The sequence below is a fragment of the Moorena producens 3L genome, from assembly GCF_000211815.1.
Classification (GTDB): domain Bacteria; phylum Cyanobacteriota; class Cyanobacteriia; order Cyanobacteriales; family Coleofasciculaceae; genus Moorena; species Moorena producens.
In genome coordinates this window covers 275,639-293,822 of sequence record NZ_GL890840.1, presented here as the reverse complement: position 1 = coordinate 293,822, position 18,184 = coordinate 275,639, and the positions used below count along the sequence as shown (strand labels likewise).

Genomic DNA, 18,184 nt, shown 5'->3' with positions numbered 1-18,184 from the left:
AAGTCCCCCAAAATTGGGGGATTTAGGGGGCTTGGATGTAGCAAATGAGACTTTTCAGACAACCTCTCAGCAAAGCACTAGTATAGATGCCAATTTGTCGCTTCATGGCACTCAGAAATACTAGACTCATTACCAACACCATTGGCAACTTAGCTTTGATACCAATGAAATCAGGATTTGATAATGTAATTAACCCATCTAAGGAAGGAGCATTAACATGTCCGTCTGGATTTCTAGTGGCTGAAAATAGAATCGATTTAAAGAATCCTTCTGCATTCCATAAGATAAATGGTAGTGACGTTATCCCAGGGATAACAAGTATTAACAACAAAGCGATGAAGGTATCCTTTACAGGATTATCCTCTGATGATTGCCAAGCCCAAATCAGATAAAGTGGTACTAAAAATATAGCAATTTGTTTAATCCCTAAAGACAAGCTAAACATCAAGAAAGCTTTGGACTTGTGTTTCGGCAGTAACATCAGGGAAAGAATCATAAAAAATATGGCTAGGAAATCCAAGTTAGCGTCGATACTAACATAAAGCGTCCATCGGTTCAGTAACCATAATAAAGCAGCAAACCAGCCAAAAATAAATAATTTATGGTTATACAAATGATAGAAAATTAGACCAGCAATCCCGATATTAACCATTAAAAATATCGGTCGCCATAGGGAAATCCAGTCTGAGTAGTCTTGGAATCCCAATAATTGAGTTAATGCTGAAAGCCAATAAAAAATGGGTAAATACGTAGCATACTTCTGATTTTATCTCATATTTCCCGATAAGACTCTAGCGTAGGGATTTTGCCCCGATAAAATTCGCTTCCCTTCTACCCAGCTATAGTAAATATCATGTCCTTCAGTGTTATAGTTCCAAACTTGTAAAAGTTTGACATTAATGACAACACCGACAACAGCGATTAAAATTAGACAGATAATTACTAAAGTCTTTCTTTGAATCATCATCATTTTAGTTCTTGGGTAAGCATTCAGCTATCAGCCGTCAGCTGTCAGCTTATTTTATTCAAAAGCACCATTAGTAGCGTACGCTATGGGCATAAACTGTTCGGTGTAGCGTGGCCACAGACCTTTAGCTGTTCGGTGTAGCGTGCGCCTAGGGCATTAGCTGATAGCTGATAGCTGATAGCTGATAGCTGAATGCTTACCTTCTTGGTTAATAAAAAATTGTTAATTACTAATTAACAATTAACGAATAACCTTAAATGATAAGTATTCAATCGAACTTGAGCTCACGGTTTATTTTTTCAGGACGCCCCATCCCAGCTGTGATGGCATAACTTTGAGCCAACAACTGTAACCAAAGCCGTGGATAACGCTTTTCAAGCCAGGGCTGTAACCGTCGAACTAGACTGGGAAACCAACCTTTGAGCAACCCGCTGACAAAGGCATTGCTAGTAAAACTTAAGTAACTGCCTACCCAAAGCAAGAAATCCTTTGCACCAGCCATTTCCAAAATCCAGGGGATGAGGGCAGGGTTTCGGCGAGCTGCTTTGAGTGCCAGTCGATTAAAGGTTAACCAACTGAAACGGTCTTTAATAAACGTATCTGGTACCTCCGGTGGTTCATCTGCCAACAAACCAAAGAAGGTATTGAGCATGGAGTTAATCCGCTGGGGTGGTAGATGACGACCTGTTGGTACCATCATCCCCTGGGAAAAGAGCCAGGTCACAGCAATATTACTTTGATAGGCACGAATTTGATTTAAATCCTTAGCACTCAAAAGATTGTGCCGCAAGGCAGTTTCCAAGAGATCGGTTAAGCGATAGAGGTTACGCACTAAGGAACCGAAGCCAGTGAACACCAAGGGGGACTGAAGGGAGGCAGCATCACCAATGGCAACCAGTCGGTCGAAGGCCACAATGCGATCGCGACTTCCCACCGTAAAATGTCCGGGAATATACCCAAAGGTTGGCTTCTTCCACACCAATTTTTCCATATCACATCGGCGGTATTCCGGTAAGATAGTAAAGAAATCTTCATACATTTCTAATAAAGAGCCGGGATTCTCAGGATGTATCTGATGGTAATGGAACAAATAAATTGTCAATTCCTGACCTGCACCAGGGAACAACTCCCAAATCAGTTGACGTCCCCGGGAAATATCCCCATGACTATTGAGAACATCACCATAATCGGGATCCCACACCTGAGGCTCTAATCCCTCAATCACAGCCCCCACCGTGGGACAGACACTATTAAACGCCCTACCCCCATTGAGTTGCCAAGCAATTGGTGAAGCCGTTCCCATGGCATCTACTAACAGACGACCACTCGCTTGTCGGTGAGATTTAGTCGGTAAGTGTTGCAAATCCACCACAACTTCCTCTGGGGTGATAGTTGCTTGGATAAACTCTGTCTCATCCCAGATTTCTCCCCCAGCACTGGTGAGCTTTGTTCCACACAGTTGCAAAAACTTAGCAGAATCAATGGCGATATTGAGCACCGTTGGCGTGTGCAAGATGGCTGCTTTCAAGTGGGGTGGGTTGTTGCTATCAAAGAACTTATTAAATCCATCAAGGTATTCCCTAGCAATGATCCCTTCAAACTCAGTTGGGGTAAATAAACCCAAATCAATCAGGCTTTGAAACTCATCCCGTGAAATATTCCATTCCCGGTTCATCCGCCCAAAGGTTAACCGCTCAATCAGCAATACCCGATAACCCCGCTGCGCCATTGTTGCAGCATGGATCACTCCCAAAGCACCACCGATGTAGATTACGTCGTACTTAGGGGTTGAAGGTTGCAGGTTAGATGGTTGAAGGTTAGTCGGTTGAAGGTTAGATGGTTGTTCGCGTAGCGTGGCCTTCAACCCCTTAAACACTACCTGCTTGGGCTGCTCGGGGTTACGAACCCCCTCACGCCAGCGCTTTTCCCACCAATAAACTCGATTCAGGTCATATTCTCCTCTAGGCATTTTCCGGAAAAAGTGCACAGTCTGAGGATAATAGGGTGCTAATGCTTCAAAGATGGATTGCTCAGATAACTCTACATCCGGTGGTTCTGGATAGTGGTAGGGGAATTGCTCCCGAAGACTCTGGGTCAGCTGTCTTAGAATTAGCGTTTCGCCGCTCAGGGGCTTTTCGGACCAACGAAAAGCTTTGAGGTAGGTGGTTCGCTGCACAGACCACACAAAAATCGAGATTTCTGGAATCAAAGATAGGGCAACTGTAGTCTTGTGATTAGAATTCTCATCAGGAGTAGTCTCCCATTGCAGACGAATACCATCTGGCGTGATTATCTTATCCCCGAGCTTAGGCTGCCATTCCTGTTGCAACCATTGGCACACAGTCTTGGTGTCTGGTGTAGGGATTTCTACGTACAGAATCTCTTTCATAGGGGTTATGTGATCACAAATTTCATTAAGAGGAGAGACGGAGGTAATCAGTGATGAAAATACGCTAAGCTTCCAAGTATCGACTTGTTTAATATTCGTAAAAATACTTTACATTGATTTCAGTTTAGTTATAGTCAAGGGTGCCCTTGTTTGTTAGGTATGAATTATCCCATTCCAGCTAGTCCACAAGAAATAGTCGCCCTACGTCAACAACCAGTTGATGAAGAACTGGTGGTAATGGCGATTGCTGGTGTCATTCAAATTGCCCGTCAAGAAGGACAGTCTCTTGACGATTTAACTGCCGAAGTCTTAGCAGAAGACGATTGGCTTGATCACTCACAAAGAGTATTACTCAATGACCTGGTTGTCCAAGCCTGGGAGAGTCTGCCTGAATTAGAATGGCAGGCGTCTTAAGCGACGCCCAAGCTGCTTAGGTTAATTGCTACGACTCAAGCCATAACGCATCTACCTTTTTCATCATTGATTGATTGATTGATTGATTGGTATTAGACCTGCCAGACTTAGTAGTTTTCTGATCTTGTTTGCGTCAATTGTTGTTTATGCAAGCTTTTTGCCTGACAACTGCGGCGAAGTCTATTGATTGGCAAATTTCCCCCAGTTATAACATTACTCCTGAGTCAAACTAGATCTTTAACACAACCGATCAATTCCTATTCCCCTTGCCTAGTAGCTTGATCACGCTCTCTTAGCTGCAAGAGAATTTGGGCATGAAATTCCTTGGTGATGGGATAGAAGTAAGCAAGTACTACACCACCAATCAAGAATAGAGTTGGCAGTGGTCCCATAGCGATACGGATGGCTAGCAGTGCGGAATCGGGTTGGGTGGGGACTGGTTGCCCAGCAGTAGATGAGATGAATCCTGACCACTCTAGGACAATACCGACTAAAAACAACCCTAGGGCTAAACCAAGTTTTTGCAGCAAAACCATGAAGCCATAAAATATCCCTTCCCGACGCTGACCTGTGGTCAATTCATCAAGTTCAATCACATCCGGCACCATGGACCAGGGGATGAGATAAGCCACAGAAACCCCAAAACCAGCCATAACAGCTAAACAGTACATTAAGGCCACTTGACCAGGTTGTAGCAAAAATATACCAACTTGAGCGATAACCCAGAGACTAGTGCCCATAAAGTAAGCGGTTTTTTTGCCCAATCGCTCACTTACCATCTTCCAGAAAAACAGCATCAATAAGGCAGTACCTTGAATCGCAAGGGCGACTAAGGAAAAGCTAGACTCGGGCAATCCCATCCAATTGACTATGAAGTAAAGCAAGATAGAACCGATTAACTGGACAGCTAACCAGGAACACAGGTAGATGCCAATCACATAGAGAAAAGGCTGGTTACTGAATACAATCCGCAGTTGCTCAAAAAAGGATAAGGAGGCTGAAGTGTCAGCTTCAGAGCGCTCTGTGAAAGCAAAGCTATCTTTCAGGTGGGGTTCTGGGGTAGAAAATATCAGAGTTATACCAAAGACGGTAATTAGTAAACCAAGAAGACTCAGAAAGATACCAGTGATATCAGGGTTGCTAGTGGCACCCAATAATTTGGCAGTCACTGGGATAATCCGGGCAATGCCATAGAAAAATGATAGGGGTCCAATTAGGGTCAGCAGAGTTCCTAGAGTCTTTTTCTGCTGAGTTCCCAATATAGGCTGTGCACCTCGTTCTTGGATGCGCAGCACACACCACAATATCGGCACCACCGCCAGCAAGGTGCAGACTAACCCTAGCACTAGATATTGCTTCCCACTATCACCGGCATAGGCACTAAAAATTAATCCCCCTAGAACTAAGGTTAGGATGCTGCCACCGATGGAAAAGGTAAAGCGAAAGCTGTTGAGGCTAGTGCGTTCGTTGTAGTCTTGGGTGAGTTCTGGGGTGAGGGCGGTGTAGGGTAGGTTAACTGCAGTGTAGGCAATGTTGAACAGAATAGCAATCAGAAGGTAGTAGCTAAACAGTAACCAGTTATTAATGGTATTGTTATTGCTGAAGTGGGGGACAATCCACTGTAAGAAAAACAGAAAACCAAAGGGAATTGCCCCAAACAGCATCCAGGGAATGCGACGCCCCCAACTAGAACGAGTGCGATCGCTCATAATCCCAACCATGGGATCATTGATGGCATCGGAAACTTTGCCAATCATCAGAATACTCCCTGCCAAACCGGCTGGTAAACCAGCCACATTGGTTAAAAATGGCAGGAGGTAAAAGACTAAGAGATTGGCGGTCATGGCTGGACCCATATCTCCAGCACCATAAGCTAGTTTGGTGGTAAAGTTAAGCTTTTCGAGTCCACCGGAGACTTGGGGACGATTACTGGCATCAGAACTAGAAACATCAGTCATAACCGATAAGATAATTGAGCTAGGCAATGTGGTGATAGGAATTTTTTTAGCAAAACGAATCACTCATAAGCCATTTCTAACATTAGACTTCTTGTAGAAGTAGGGAAATTCCGAACTTGGGAAATTCGGAACAACCGCTGGTAATGGTCGAATAGTTTTCGACTTTTGCTAATGGTCGATTCCCTCACCAATACCTAACCAATATCAATTGCGCGAACTATGTCAGAACTTTACGTCTCCTGGTCAGAGTACTATGAAAAAATCGAACGGCTAGCTGTCAAAGTCTATCAAGCCGATTGGGATTTCAACCAGATTGTCTGTATTGCTAAGGGAGGATTACGGGTTGGTGATATCCTCTGCCGCATTTACAATCAGCCCTTAGGGATTATGTCTGCTGCTTCCTATACCGGACCAGACAATCGGATCCGAAGACCGATTACGTTTTCGAGCCACCTGGCGATGACGACGGCAAAATTAGGTACTCGGATCCTGTTGGTGGATGATTTAGTGGATTCTGGTATTAGTCTACGAGAGGGGATTAAATGGCTTTATAGTCATTATGGTACAGAAATTGAGGAGATTCGTACTGCTGTGATCTGGTATAAAGGCTGTTCTGGGATTGCTCCTGATTACTATGTGGATTATTTGCCAGATAATCCTTGGATTCATCAGCCTTTTGAACCGTATGAGTCCATGAGTCCAGCTGATTTGGCTCAAACCTATTTAATTAGAGAAGTGTGATCCTATCAGCACAGAGGGAGCAGAGGAACCAGAGGGGGCACAGAAATAATAGTTGAAAGTAACCTAGGACTGAACAGAAGTGATATAATATCGAGACTCGACTACCTTGCTCTACTCAAGCTAGCAGAATTGGAGATTTTCCCAGTAAATGCGATCGCTTTCTGGGGGGAAAGACTGGATAGTTTGGAAATTATGATCCTAGAGGCAAGAGAGTACGATTTCGCTTTTCGCAGCACCCCAAGGGGCAATCCCATGGGGAATTGTGATTGACTTAGCTATGACTCATAGCCCTCAAAATGCAATTTTAGGGCTATACAAAGGCAGACGCTTAATTTGGCTGGCCTGAGGCTAGGCTAGCCATAAAAATTTATGGCTTCTGACTCAATCGTGCCGAATTGGCATCATACTATTGGTTAGGCTATCACTGGATAGAGAGGTGACAAGCCATAATCTGATCTACGTAAATACTAGAACAAAATACCTAGAACAAATGGAAATGTCAACAGTAGAACAAACAGAACAAACGGAAATGTCAACAAACCCTGAACCCGAAAATAAGAAAGAAAATAAGAAAGGGTTACGAGGGACCCCAGCCCAAGCTACAACTCGCCTCCTGTTACACTTGTGGAATCTAGGAGGATCAAAGCAAGAAGTCAAAAGAAAAGACTTAAGTGATACAGTGAAACTGAATAATGAGAGGTCTGGTGATTATACTGACATCTTTAAAACATTGGAAACAGATGGGACGATCAAGAAAACAAAAAAAGCCCGAATCGAGTATGTGTTTTTGACAGAGCAAGGCTTGCACGTGCTAGACGCTGGCATCAAAAGCGCTGATTTTGAGTTTGACGGTAGTCTGGTCAGAGCCAAGGATGTCAAGGCTGTTCTAAATTGGATTCGAGAAAGAAGCTCAGTGGCTAAGGTCGTTGACCCAGGCGCTGATGCTGAGAAAACTGGGGAAAATGCGATCGCTTCTTATGAAACCTTTGAGTCGGTGGTCTTGGAGGTTTACGACAAGCTAAATCAGGACTATAACCTTGATGATCTCGTACCGATTTATCGGATTAGACGGGAAATTGGGGATAGTGTCAGTCGTTCCCAGTTTAATGAGTGGTTGTTGGAAATGCAGGCTAAGGATATTTTGCAACTCCAAGGCGGTAGCTTACCGGATAGCGATCCATCCCAAATCGAAGATTCCATCACCACAGAACTGAGTGGATTACGCTGCTATGCTAAGCGGCTATAATCCTAGGCTGGCCTGGTTATTGTAATAAATCTCTGTTGACTGTTTGTAGCGTTTCCTCACACTAACATGACTAACAGTTTATCATGACTAATAGTTCATCTCCCCTTGAACAACTCCAGAATGCCATCAAAAAACAAAACCCTTTTAACAGAGAGTTGGTTGTCAAGAAGCAAAATGTATGGAAAAAAGAATTCCCTCACGTTCCTTCTATAAATGCTCATGCCTCCGACGCGGTTTTTAAGGCAATTGAAGAAGTTCGTGGCGGGGAGCGTCACGTTATTGGCATTACCATCAAGGCTGAACCAGGGTTAGGCAAAACTCATTTGCTCAGTAGGGTTCGCCATCAACTTCAATCTGATGGCGGTGCTTGGTTTGTCTATATGACTGATTACAATGACCTTAACCGGATCAAGCCGGAATTTTTTAAGACCCTGGCATTAAGTCTCAAGGAGGTTGGTAGCCAGGGGGTGAGTCAGTGGCAAGATTTAGGGACTGCTTTAGCCAATGAGGCGATGAAAAGAAGTTACACATCTCAGCAGTTAGTCAATGTATTTCCCAATGCCTTGGCTAAAAATCCCAAGCTAATTGATCAACTGACTGATAAAGTTCTTGAAATCAAGACAGACATCGACAATCCGGATCTGATCAGAGCGATTTTATGGACATTATCAAAGCAGCATGCCCCTTATGCTATTAAATGGCTGTCTGGCCAAAGTTTAGCCCAGAAAAAAGCTGACGAGATGGAGTTACCCAACAATTCGGAAGATGACAAAGACGCTTTCGATATAACTTGTCAGATTTTAGACCTAATTAGTGATTACAATCCCTTGGTGGTGTGTTTTGATCAATTAGATAGTACAGAATGTGATGATGGAGGGTTTACCAGAGCACAAGTTATTGCCAGCTTAGCAACAGATTTATACAATAGCATTAAACGGGGTGTGCTGCTGACCGCTATGTATCCTGACACTTGGACACATCAAATCAGAGCATTAGATTTAAATGAGGCAGTTGTTGACAGAATAGGCGAGCGAGAAGTTGAGTTAAATCCTCTAAATTCTGAGCAGATAATTGATCTAGTGTCCCTACGGTTAAAAGCGTTTTATAATCAGAATAAACTAACTCCTCCTCAGCGGGTTTATCCCTTTACCGAAGAAAAACTGAAAGAATTTGGGAAACAACGACCAACAGCAAGAGATGTTCTTAAATGGTGTCAAACTAACTGGGGATTACCTAATGGTCAGCAAGTTTCATCCCATAGACCTGCTATAAATCCGGTTAGTTCTGCTTATAATAACGAGATCAAAAATATTGACAATGAAGAGTATATGGAGGATGACCCTCAGCTCACTAACGCTATCAAGTTTGGCCTCAACCAACTCATAGGACAGATAGTGTCAGGAGTCACAATCGAAAAAATTGAAGCTCCAGTTAAACCTAAAAATAAATACTTAGGGCTCAAGATAGTTGGTAAAGAAGACGGGAATACGGTCAAAATCGGACTAGCGGTGATCCAAGCCTCTGTTGGAAATACTGTAACGGCTGGGTTATCTCATCTTGGGAATTATAAAAAATATGATCTGACCCGTGGTTGTTTAGTCCGCTCTAAACCCATAAGTCAAAGTGCTAAGAAGGCTCAAGAGTGTTTGAATAACCTGAAGGCTCAAGAAGGAAAATGGGTAGTGTTGAAAACAGAGGAGGTTAAACCCTTAATTGCGATTCGCTCTGTTTATGAGAGTCGTGAAGACTATGAGTTGAGTGAAGAGCAGATTAAGGATTTTATCTCTAACACAAAGCTAGCCATAGATAACCGATTACTGCGAAAAATTTTGAGTGCTCCATCGGGACAAATTCCTGAAGAGGCAGTGGATGAAGAGTCGGAAAGTTAAAGGATGAGTAAGTCAATGAATCTATAGCATTTTCCTTTGATTTGTGAACATACTCCCTTAAGGAAAGGCAAGAGGCAAGAGGCAAGAGGCAAGAGTTAAGAAAATATATAGGGATTTTTGGTAATATCAAAAAAGTAACTTTCTTTGGTATAATTGATTTATAAATGCTAGAGTTGACAGGAGTTACATAGTTGACGCTAGGGATGAGATTGATTGATAGTAAGTGATCTAGATATCTACTAATGAGTCAGCAAGATAATGAGTCAGCAAGATTTAATTTCAATAGCCCTACTTTTACCGGCACCAGATATCGAAGCCTTAATTCAAGGGCGAATGATTGCTGCTATACCTCAGCTATTTATCAATCCAGGGCGAAAATTTGTCCTATATCCGTCTAAGATATTAACTAATAAGATATCAAGGAATAATCCATCAAGTCATTGCCTGTATCCTGAGCAATATTATCGCTCTAGTTTTAGAGAAATAGCCCAAAAAAGTCTAACGGCACTGAATTCTGAGACAGTTTTGATTAAGGCTTGGGCTAGGTGTGAACTTTGCCAACACCTGAAGAAAACTGAATCCTTGGAGAAGTTATCACTGTTAACGGTATGGACAGCAGCCGGATTACAAGCAAGACTTGAGAAACAGCAGGGTATTTTCCTGGCTTACTTGCGGGTTTATCAGTTGCCTAAAGTTCTTGAAGTACCTAGACATGATAGTATTAGTAATATTAGAAATACTACTAGTCAGCCCCTTGGAAAGTTTGTTAGTTTAGGTGATAATATTAGGGTTACTGACGATTGGCCAGTATTAAGCGATCGCATTTTCAGCCAACGGCGACACCAGCTAGAAAATCGACTCCCGCCACTGTATCCGGAATTGGAAGAATTACAGAGTCAAATCGCTAACCTGGCAATTACTAACCCAGCTGCTAAAGCCCTTGACGAAGAGATCAAAAAATTTATAGGCTGGAGTAGCAACAAGCAGTTAACCTCATCTAATCCAGATTTAGCTTGGATAAATACCATCGCAGCATTGGGAAATCGCAGCAAAGAGTTGGATCAAGGTAAAACTAATTATCAAGCTGGTACAGATTTTGAAAATATTGTTCGTGATAGCCTTAAGTTTCTAGGATTTACCATCGACCATGCTCACAAAGGTGGTGCTGGTGGCTTAGATTTATTCTGCTCAAAACCTTATCCCTTGGTGGGTGAGTGCAAGGCTGGGAAAAAAATTCCTAACGATACGGCAGTACAACTGTTGAATTTAGGAACATTACGTTTAAACAATCAAGAACTACTTAATAAAACGGCTAAGTTAATCATTGGCCCTGGTGAGCCGACTAAACAACTTATGGATGCAGCTATTGTACATGGTATGGCAATTATTAATCCTGAAACTCTTCAGAAGCTGGTGAAACTTCAAAGCCAGTATCCCAATTCCGTTGATTTAATTATACTAAAGGATTACTTGATACCTGGTCAAGCTGATCAGGAAGTTGAGAAATATATTAATCATGTTTCTGAAAAACTGAAATTGCGATCGCATATTGTCCAGCTGGTGAAAAAGCTGATTGACGATAGAGATAATCACACCGTGGGAGTAGAGATGATCTATGGAGCCTATAACTTCTCCAATCCACCCCAGTCCTTGACTCAGGCAGAACTACACGAAATATTGATTGAGCTTTCTTCTCCCTTAACTGGCTACTTGGGGAGAATCAAGGAAACGGATAGTAAAAGTGATTGCTTTTACTTCCTGCGGGACTTGCCCATGGATTAATTAGCACTTGTTCAGTCTAGTATTTTTCAATTTGGTGAGGTACTTTTTTTGAGGGAGCAGGGAGCAGGGAGCAGGGAGCAGGGAACAGGGAGCAGGGAGCAGGGAGCAGGGAGCAGGGAATAGGCAAGAGGCAAGAGGAACCCACCCCTAACCCCTCCCAGGAGGGGAAGGCAAGAGGCAAGAGGCAAGAGGCAAGAGGCAAGAGGAACCCACCCCTAACCCCTCCCAGGAGGGGAAGGCAAGAGGCAAGAGGCAAGAGGCAAGAGGCAAGAGGCAAGAGGTAAACAATCATGTGTACCTCATTAGGATATAAAGCGCTATAGTCAAAATCTGCCGGTTTGTGTAACGTTTTATTTCAAGATTCCAAATTTATGCTTGTGACCAATACCTAAAGCGTGATCAAGCTACCATGGAGATAGCCTTGAGCATCCCAAGAATGAGCTACTTTTAATGGCAAAGGATATCTACCACGAAACCGTGAAAACGGCTCTGATCAAAGACGGATGGATGATTACTAACGATCCCCTAGCATTAGCTGTTGGAGAGCGAACCGTTTACGTAGATATGGGCTCCGAGAAACTTTTTGCAGCAGAAAAAGATTGGCGACGTATTGCAGTTGAGGTAAAAAGTTTTATTCGTCCTTCTCCTGTACAAGACCTAGAAAATGCCCTTGGTCAATATGTGCTTTATAGAAGTTTGTTAAAAGAATCGATTATCCATCGAGAACGAACATTATATCTAGCGATTCGCAATGCAGTTTACTTAGATTTTTTTCAAGATAAAATTGCTCGAATTGCTATTGAGAGCAATCAGTTAAATTTGCTAATTTTTGAGGCCAACGGCGAGGAAATAGTGCAATGGATAGATTAGATGAGTATTCCAGATTAATTCGAGAAATTCTAGAGCGTTACGCTCGGATTAGTTACAGTCACGGAGATATCCAAAGTTATGCGATTGCCGATACTCTAAACAATCATTTTATGCTCATGGTTGTTGGCTGGGATGGCAAACGTCGAGTCCACGGCTGCATTACCCATGTTCAAATTATTGATGGAAAAATCTGGATTCAACGGGATGGTATCGAAGATGGCATCACCGAAGAACTAGTAGCTGCAGGGGTTCCCAAATCAGATATTGTGCTAGGGTTTCACCCACCAGAAGTTCGTCCCCATACTGGTTATGCGATCGCGTAGCGTGACCAAAGGTCAATCCCTTAACTCGCAACAGCTATATTGCTTTTTAAGCCAAGGCGTTCGCTTAGCGTGGCCATAGGCCAATCGCTTTTTTCACTGGTTATCAGCCAGGGGGTATTTCCAACTCTCATATCAATCCCGCTTCGTCTTATTTCAAGCCAAACTTTGCCCTCCCTGTAACCCATTGCCCTATCCTTAAAACAGATGAAGGGATTGAAATTTTACGTAAGGATTCAGCGGTCAGCCGTCAGCTGACGTAACAGAAATTAAACCAATGCTTACCTGTTTTATTCAAAAGCACCTCAAGTAGCACCATCTGTAGCGCATGAGCTGAGAGCTGAGAGCTGAGAGCACCTCAAGTAGCACCATCTGTAGCGCATAAGCTAGAGAGCTGATAGCTGAGAGCTGATAGCTGAATGCTTACAATTTTACTAGTTGACAATTTAATAAAAAAAATGGTATAATCAAGGAAAATTAAATACATTTAATATCTATATAATTGCCAAATAGCTAATGAAAAATACTGCTAATTTTTCATAGCTAAACGCTATATAGTAATCAGATTTATGAAAAACTGAAATGGCGATTGGTCTACGGCCACGCTACGGTAACGCATTAGCTCATTGCTCAATGATAGTACATTTGTATTAAAATGTTGCTCCCTAGCTCCTGTTTTCTAATCACCATCCATTTTTGGTCTCAAAATTTTTAGCCAGTCAATTTTTAGGCATTACTCTTGGGTTAGTAAGTTGTAAGGTAATGTCAACCATCTGCGCCCAAACTTAAGTCAATACCAAGCCATCGGCAATTTCGAGAGTCTGCATCTTGACCCAAAGTTGCCCCTCAAGACTAAAATCATCTTGAGCGATTGACTTTTTGGCTCCTTGCCCCAATGGTGAAATTGTGAACCCCTTGATGAAGAGCAATGAGTGAATCTGAAAACCCCAATAACCTTCCCCTTCCTGAGTCTACTACCGAAATGGATAACCAGGATACTAAGAAGCAAGATCAGCAGCAGACCGACCATAACCCAAAAATGCTCAGCTTCGCACCAGTACCTGATGATTTCACGATAGTATCTGATGATATAGATAATCTTATTGAACAGTCAATACTAGAACAGACTATAGAATCACTCCTTACCACCATGGCATCATCAGTTACAGAAACGGATACTGATGGCACTGATGATACTGATACCACTGATATTGACACTGAGATAGCTGATGTTTCTGAGGAACAGTTAGCCAAGGATGGTGAATGGTTTGCCTTAGCCCAAAAACTGAGCTTGGACAATCATCGCTTAAAGCAGCAAGTGACTCAGCTGCAGCAAGCACTCCAGGAAAAACAGCAGGAGTTAAACGGACAAGCTAAGCAATTGCGAGAGTACGACAAACTCCTGTCCACAAAAGATCTGGAACTCAATACAGTTCAAGACCAATTAACCCGTTTGTTCCACACTCTAGAATCATCCCATCAATCCGGTCAACGCCAGCAAATTTTGGTCGAAACCTTATCAGAACAGTTACAAAGCTCTCAGGATCAAGTTGCCAGACTCGAACAGGACTATTCCCAAACCCAGCAGCGCTACAACGAACAATCTCATCAGCTGGTGCAATTGAAAGATACCTGTCGAGAACTTAGAACCCGTCTATACCGACAACAACAGCAAACCTTGCAATTTAAGGTAGCCTTAGAAAAGTGTCTGGAAATGCCTGCCTCTGAGAGTTCTGTGGTACAACAGCAAGAGAGTCGGAGCATCATTGCTCAGCAATCTCTGCTACAAAAAGCCCAGCCCATTAGACCCTGGTCTGCTGACCCAGAGTTATTTGCAGAAGAATTTATTTTCAGCAGTACTGGTAATTCTCCTGCCCAGTCTGAATCTACCACAGAAGCATTATCGGTTGACAGCAGCCAACCTAACCAAACTGATCCTATATCCCCAGCAGATGCCTTAGGTCCAGGGCAAACTCAGGTAATCTCCCCTGAAAATGTGACAGCCAAAGAGTTAGAAGTAGCACAACAGTTAATTGAACAAATGTCTGCCCTGGCAGAGGAATTTGGGTTGTCCGAGTTGCCATCAGAGTGGGCTGATACCAAAGTCGATGGCACATCAGAACTAGAAACCACACTAGAAACCGCTAACTTAGATGAATCTGACCAAACCGTTGAATTGACTAGTGACCTTGAGGAAACCAGTAGGTCAGAGCATACTCAGACCTTGGAGCCTGAAGCCAATCCACCGAGTGAGGAATTGCCAGAAGATATCATAGAGGCTGAGTCAAAGTCAAATCAAACCAATGACGTATTTCCGTCTCACGGTAAGTCGCCATCACCAGTACTCTATCCCCTACGTCCCTCCAAAGGGCGCAAATCCTTAGCGTCTATTGAATTACCAAGGTTTCCCCGTTATCGTTCTTCCTGAGGTTGACCCATAGATTAGGTTCGATGACACAATAGTTTCACATACTGATATATTAAAGAATTTAAAGTTCTGTAACCTCTGGCGCAAGACTATCAAAACCCTGCGGTAAACTAGCCCTTGATCCTTAAAATTCCCTGTCGTTTGCCTCAAACGCCGACAATACGAACCTAGGCAAAGATAATCCTGGTGGAATCATCGGGAATATCCCCAATTTTCCCAAGGAGACAGGTAAGCGGTTTTTCCGCAATGTCCGATAAAAAAATGTAGGAGTTCTTAAATCAATGTCTCATAGCGTTAAAATTTACGATACCTGTATTGGTTGCACCCAATGTGTTCGGGCTTGCCCTCTAGATGTATTGGAGATGGTTCCCTGGGATGGCTGTAAAGCTGGTCAGATTGCCTCTTCTCCTCGTACAGAAGACTGTATTGGTTGCAAGCGGTGCGAAACTGCTTGTCCTACTGACTTCTTGAGCGTCCGGGTTTACCTGGGAGCTGAAACAACTCGCAGCATGGGCTTGGCTTACTAAGCATTAACAAGCGCAATCTATCCGATGTTGACGGTTGACTGTTGATGGTCAACCGTTGACGGTCAACCGTCAACACAGGACACTCCACTCATAGCATGGCTATAGTTTGAGTATTATGCTTACTTACTAAACTCAACACTATGTGTGGAATAGTCGGCTATATCGGTCCGCAAATCGCTACAGAAATTTTAATGGCAGGATTAGAGAAACTCGAATATCGGGGTTATGATTCTGCTGGGATTGCTACAGTTTCGGAAGGGGATGTTCATTGTGTCCGTGCTAAGGGAAAATTGCACAATTTGCGCGAAAAACTGGTACAAATCGAAAACCAGGCGCGGATTGGCATTGGACACACGCGCTGGGCAACCCATGGTAAACCGGAAGAGTATAATGCTCACCCCCACATGGACATGGCAATGCGGGTGGCAGTGGTACAAAATGGCATTGTTGAAAACTACCGGGAATTGCGGGAGGAATTGATCCAGCGGGGACATGAATTCCGCTCCGATACCGATACAGAAGTTATTCCCCATCTAATTGCTGAGTGTTTACAGCAAAATTCTGCTTCTTCCTCTTCGTTCTTTTCTCCTTTCCTAGAAGCAGTGCGGCAAACAGTGAATCGATTAGAGGGAGCTTTTGCCCTAGCTATCCTTTGTGCTGACTATCCTGATGAATTGATTGGAGTGCGGCAACAGGCTCCTTTGATTATTGGGTTTGGTCAAGGGGAATTTTTCTTTGGCTCAGATACCCCAGCATTGTTACCCCATACCAGGGCAGTATTGAACTTAGACAATGGGGAAATCGCACGGTTAACTCCCCTAGGGGCAGAAGTTTACGACTTTGAGGGTCGTCGCTTGAATAAGTTCCCCCGTACCCTCAGTTGGAATCCCTTTCAAGTGGAAAAGCAAGGATTCCGACACTTTATGCTTAAGGAAATTTATGAGCAACCAGGGGTAGTGCGCAACTGTTTCGAGCGGTATCTCAATAGTCATTGGCATGCTAATCCTACAGAGGCAGAGGCAGAGGCAGACCTGGCTAATTCCCCAGTTCAGTTAGGCATACCAGAGTCACTGTACGGGGATGTAGAACAGATTCAGATTCTGGCGTGTGGGACCAGTTGGCACGCTAGTTTGGTGGGTAAATATTTGTTGGAGCAGTTGGCAGGAATTCCCACCATGGTGCAGTATGCATCTGAGTTTCGTTATGCACCAGGTCCGTTAACTAAGAATACCCTAACCATTGGGGTAACTCAGTCTGGGGAAACTGCTGATACCTTAGCAGCACTGGAGATGGAAAAACACCGTCGCAGTGGATTAGACCCTCTCTATCAGCCCCGACTCCTGGGAATTACGAATCGACCAGAAAGTTCTTTGGCTCAGTTGGTGCCTGATGTGATTGATACCCAGGCAGGTATTGAAATTGGGGTGGCGGCCACTAAAACCTTTGTGACCCAGTTAGTGGCCTTTTATTGTCTAGCGCTAGAGTTAGCTTACCGACGTAATACTCTCGCCCCTGAAAAAATTCAAGCAATTATGGCAGACTTACGGCAATTGCCTACTCAGATTGAGCAAGTGCTGGAAAGTCAAGAAAAGTATATTGAAGAATTAGCCCATGAGTTTGCGGAAACCCAAGACTTTATCTTTGTAGGACGCGGGATTAATTTTCCGATTGCTTTAGAAGGGGCGCTGAAACTTAAGGAAATTAGCTATATTCATGCTGAAGGCTACCCAGCTGGGGAAATGAAGCATGGTCCGATTGCTCTGCTGGATGCTAAGGTGCCTGTGGTTGCGATCGCAATGCCTGGTGCTGTCTATGAGAAGGTAATTTCTAATGCTCAGGAAGCTAAGGCTCGGGATGCTCGGTTGATTGGGGTGACACCGAGCAATGGCAAAGAGGCGATGGATATCTTTGATGATTTGTTACCTGTACCAGAAGTCGAGGAGTTGCTTTCACCAATTCTGGCAGTGATTCCGTTGCAGTTGTTAGCCTATCACATTGCGGCAAGGCGAGGATTGGATGTGGATCAGCCCAGGAATTTGGCGAAGTCGGTGACTGTGGAATAGATTTTTTGTTGACTGCTGAAGGGTGTTCGCCTAGCCTGGCCTTTTGGCCAAGGTTATTTAGGGCTGGCTGCATGAATGCAGAAGGCATACCCGACAAGGCTTTCAAGCCTTTTTTCCCAAAACAAGTGCAAGGAATAGGCATCTTGTCGCTCAAAAACCTGGTACTTTTGTCGGAAATCCCTGGGTTTTCTTGGGAAACCAAGGGGTGAAACTCAGATTTCTCAAGCTGTGTAGCCTCTAAAGTCGCTTTGTAGACTTATTCAGCAAGCCCTATTTAGTTGAAGGTTATTTGGTTGAAGATTGAAGGTTGAATGTGAACGCGTGGCCAAAGGCCAAGGTTATAGGGTTGAACGCGCACCCGTGGCCTTTTGGCTAAGGTTACAGGACTTACGCAGTAACACTACCTTTAGGGTGCATTACCTCTAGTGGCGTGGCACAGCTAAAATAGTGCAATAGTTTTTTCTGCTAAACCCTTGTTAAAAGTAGATTATGGTATTTTTCTAAAGCAACATTTAAGGTATGCCACGCCACTAGGGTGAATTAATAACGTACCCTACTAAACTAATTTGTTCTAGGATTAAACTTACCGA

General features: G+C 43.5%; 15 protein-coding genes. 10 read left to right on the top strand and 5 right to left on the bottom strand.

Annotation, left to right across the window (positions count from 1 at the left end; all coding sequences use genetic code 11):
* Positions 1 to 22 precede the first annotated feature (22 nt).
* From LYNGBM3L_RS40035 to LYNGBM3L_RS07740, 3 genes are all read right to left on the bottom strand, one after another.
* Entirely contained in the window at positions 23 to 706 is a 684-nt protein-coding gene (locus tag LYNGBM3L_RS40035; RefSeq protein ID WP_048815185.1) for a hypothetical protein, read from the bottom strand.
* 60 nt (positions 707 to 766) lie between these two features.
* On the bottom strand, positions 767 to 970 hold the full coding sequence (locus LYNGBM3L_RS33750; protein WP_008181088.1) for a hypothetical protein: 204 nt from the start codon (positions 968 to 970) through the stop codon (positions 767 to 769).
* 265 nt (positions 971 to 1,235) lie between these two features.
* The gene (locus LYNGBM3L_RS07740) at positions 1,236 to 3,356 is read right to left on the bottom strand and encodes an NAD(P)/FAD-dependent oxidoreductase (protein ID WP_008181086.1); all 2,121 of its coding nucleotides are present in this window, start codon (positions 3,354 to 3,356) and stop codon (positions 1,236 to 1,238) included.
* A gap of 159 nt (positions 3,357 to 3,515) precedes the next feature.
* Between LYNGBM3L_RS07740 and LYNGBM3L_RS07735 the strand changes: the two genes are divergently transcribed.
* Positions 3,516 to 3,770, top strand: a complete 255-nt coding sequence (locus LYNGBM3L_RS07735) for a hypothetical protein (RefSeq protein WP_008181083.1) — start codon at positions 3,516 to 3,518, stop codon at positions 3,768 to 3,770.
* A gap of 257 nt (positions 3,771 to 4,027) precedes the next feature.
* Here LYNGBM3L_RS07735 and LYNGBM3L_RS07730 read toward each other — a convergent pair whose 3' ends face one another.
* On the bottom strand, positions 4,028 to 5,728 hold the full coding sequence (locus LYNGBM3L_RS07730; protein ID WP_044492460.1) for an MFS transporter: 1,701 nt from the start codon (positions 5,726 to 5,728) through the stop codon (positions 4,028 to 4,030).
* Between the two features lie 219 nt (positions 5,729 to 5,947).
* Between LYNGBM3L_RS07730 and LYNGBM3L_RS07725 the strand changes: the two genes are divergently transcribed.
* The 4 genes from LYNGBM3L_RS07725 (at position 5,948) to LYNGBM3L_RS07710 (ending at position 11,386) form a co-directional block, all read left to right on the top strand.
* Complete coding sequence (locus LYNGBM3L_RS07725) at positions 5,948 to 6,469, top strand: phosphoribosyltransferase (RefSeq protein WP_008181079.1); 522 nt, start codon at positions 5,948 to 5,950, stop codon at positions 6,467 to 6,469.
* 490 nt (positions 6,470 to 6,959) lie between these two features.
* A complete protein-coding gene (locus LYNGBM3L_RS07720) occupies positions 6,960 to 7,715 on the top strand; it encodes a hypothetical protein (RefSeq protein ID WP_008181078.1) in 756 nt (251 codons plus the stop codon).
* Between the two features lie 83 nt (positions 7,716 to 7,798).
* The gene (locus tag LYNGBM3L_RS07715) at positions 7,799 to 9,604 is read left to right on the top strand and encodes a hypothetical protein (RefSeq protein WP_008181077.1); all 1,806 of its coding nucleotides are present in this window, start codon (positions 7,799 to 7,801) and stop codon (positions 9,602 to 9,604) included.
* Positions 9,605 to 9,862: 258 nt separating this feature from the next.
* Positions 9,863 to 11,386, top strand: coding sequence for a DUF1802 family protein (locus LYNGBM3L_RS07710; RefSeq protein ID WP_008181076.1), 1,524 nt, complete (start codon positions 9,863 to 9,865; stop codon positions 11,384 to 11,386).
* A 16-nt stretch (positions 11,387 to 11,402) separates the two neighbouring features.
* Here LYNGBM3L_RS07710 and LYNGBM3L_RS40030 read toward each other — a convergent pair whose 3' ends face one another.
* On the bottom strand, positions 11,403 to 11,678 hold the full coding sequence (locus LYNGBM3L_RS40030; RefSeq protein ID WP_008181075.1) for a hypothetical protein: 276 nt from the start codon (positions 11,676 to 11,678) through the stop codon (positions 11,403 to 11,405).
* Between the two features lie 158 nt (positions 11,679 to 11,836).
* Here LYNGBM3L_RS40030 and LYNGBM3L_RS07705 point away from each other — a divergent pair, with 158 nt between their 5' ends.
* The 5 genes from LYNGBM3L_RS07705 (at position 11,837) to glmS (ending at position 17,594) form a co-directional block, all read left to right on the top strand.
* Positions 11,837 to 12,256, top strand: coding sequence for an element excision factor XisH family protein (locus tag LYNGBM3L_RS07705; protein ID WP_008181074.1), 420 nt, complete (start codon positions 11,837 to 11,839; stop codon positions 12,254 to 12,256).
* Positions 12,244 to 12,579, top strand: coding sequence for a XisI protein (locus LYNGBM3L_RS07700; RefSeq protein WP_008181072.1), 336 nt, complete (start codon positions 12,244 to 12,246; stop codon positions 12,577 to 12,579). The genes LYNGBM3L_RS07705 and LYNGBM3L_RS07700 overlap by 13 nt, the downstream gene beginning before the upstream one ends.
* 925 nt (positions 12,580 to 13,504) lie before the next feature.
* Positions 13,505 to 15,004: an AAA family ATPase gene (locus LYNGBM3L_RS07695; protein ID WP_008181064.1), complete on the top strand. Its 1,500-nt coding sequence runs from the start codon at positions 13,505 to 13,507 to the stop codon at positions 15,002 to 15,004.
* A gap of 281 nt (positions 15,005 to 15,285) precedes the next feature.
* Positions 15,286 to 15,531, top strand: a complete 246-nt coding sequence (gene psaC, locus LYNGBM3L_RS07690) for a photosystem I iron-sulfur center protein PsaC (protein ID WP_006616272.1) — start codon at positions 15,286 to 15,288, stop codon at positions 15,529 to 15,531.
* Between the two features lie 140 nt (positions 15,532 to 15,671).
* Positions 15,672 to 17,594 carry a glutamine--fructose-6-phosphate transaminase (isomerizing) gene (gene glmS / locus LYNGBM3L_RS07685; RefSeq protein WP_008181061.1) on the top strand — a complete coding sequence of 641 codons (1,923 nt, stop codon included), beginning with the start codon at positions 15,672 to 15,674 and terminating at the stop codon, positions 17,592 to 17,594.
* Positions 17,595 to 18,184: the final 590 nt, after the last annotated feature.

Coding starts and splice junctions, on each gene's coding strand:
- LYNGBM3L_RS07700 (WP_008181072.1), top strand. CDS start 12,244: ATGGATAGATTAGATGAGTATTCCAGATTAATTCGAGAAATTCTAGAG.
- glmS (WP_008181061.1), top strand. CDS start 15,672: ATGTGTGGAATAGTCGGCTATATCGGTCCGCAAATCGCTACAGAAATT.
- LYNGBM3L_RS07710 (WP_008181076.1), top strand. CDS start 9,863: ATGAGTCAGCAAGATTTAATTTCAATAGCCCTACTTTTACCGGCACCA.
- LYNGBM3L_RS07740 (WP_008181086.1), bottom strand. CDS start 3,356: ATGAAAGAGATTCTGTACGTAGAAATCCCTACACCAGACACCAAGACT.
- LYNGBM3L_RS07725 (WP_008181079.1), top strand. CDS start 5,948: ATGTCAGAACTTTACGTCTCCTGGTCAGAGTACTATGAAAAAATCGAA.
- LYNGBM3L_RS33750 (WP_008181088.1), bottom strand. CDS start 970: ATGATGATGATTCAAAGAAAGACTTTAGTAATTATCTGTCTAATTTTA.
- LYNGBM3L_RS07730 (WP_044492460.1), bottom strand. CDS start 5,728: ATGACTGATGTTTCTAGTTCTGATGCCAGTAATCGTCCCCAAGTCTCC.
- LYNGBM3L_RS07735 (WP_008181083.1), top strand. CDS start 3,516: ATGAATTATCCCATTCCAGCTAGTCCACAAGAAATAGTCGCCCTACGT.
- LYNGBM3L_RS40030 (WP_008181075.1), bottom strand. CDS start 11,678: ATGATTGTTTACCTCTTGCCTCTTGCCTCTTGCCTCTTGCCTCTTGCC.
- LYNGBM3L_RS07720 (WP_008181078.1), top strand. CDS start 6,960: ATGGAAATGTCAACAGTAGAACAAACAGAACAAACGGAAATGTCAACA.
- LYNGBM3L_RS07715 (WP_008181077.1), top strand. CDS start 7,799: ATGACTAATAGTTCATCTCCCCTTGAACAACTCCAGAATGCCATCAAA.
- psaC (WP_006616272.1), top strand. CDS start 15,286: ATGTCTCATAGCGTTAAAATTTACGATACCTGTATTGGTTGCACCCAA.
- LYNGBM3L_RS07695 (WP_008181064.1), top strand. CDS start 13,505: ATGAGTGAATCTGAAAACCCCAATAACCTTCCCCTTCCTGAGTCTACT.
- LYNGBM3L_RS07705 (WP_008181074.1), top strand. CDS start 11,837: ATGGCAAAGGATATCTACCACGAAACCGTGAAAACGGCTCTGATCAAA.